The organism is Burkholderia sp. A9, assembly GCF_000801975.1.
In genome coordinates this window covers 1-292 of sequence record NZ_JSZN01000066.1, presented here as the reverse complement: position 1 = coordinate 292, position 292 = coordinate 1, and the positions used below count along the sequence as shown (strand labels likewise).

Annotated in this window: 1 protein-coding gene; it reads left to right on the top strand. The window is 74.0% G+C overall.

Features of this window, described 5'->3' with window-relative positions:
• Window positions 1-292, top strand: a 292-nt coding sequence (locus PI86_RS15415; protein WP_039324297.1) for a PqiC family protein, incomplete at both ends; no start/stop codon positions are given.

Sequence of the window (292 nt, the reverse complement as noted above, 5' to 3'; positions counted from 1 at the left end):
TCGCGCTCGCCGCGTGCAGCTCGCCGCCCGCGCGGTTCTATACGCTGAGCCCGGCCGACGCCGCGGCGCCCGTGCGCACCGCGCCCGCCAACCCGCCGTTCCTGATCGAGGTGCCGTCCGTCGGCGTGCCCGAACAGGTCGCGAAGAACCAGCTCGTCGTGCAGAAGAACGCCGCACAGGTCGACGTGCTCGAGCAGGAGCGCTGGGCCGCGCCGCCCGCCGACGAGATCCGCCGCGCGCTGTCGGACGATCTCGCCGCGCAGCTCGGCACGATCGACGTCGCGAATTCCGC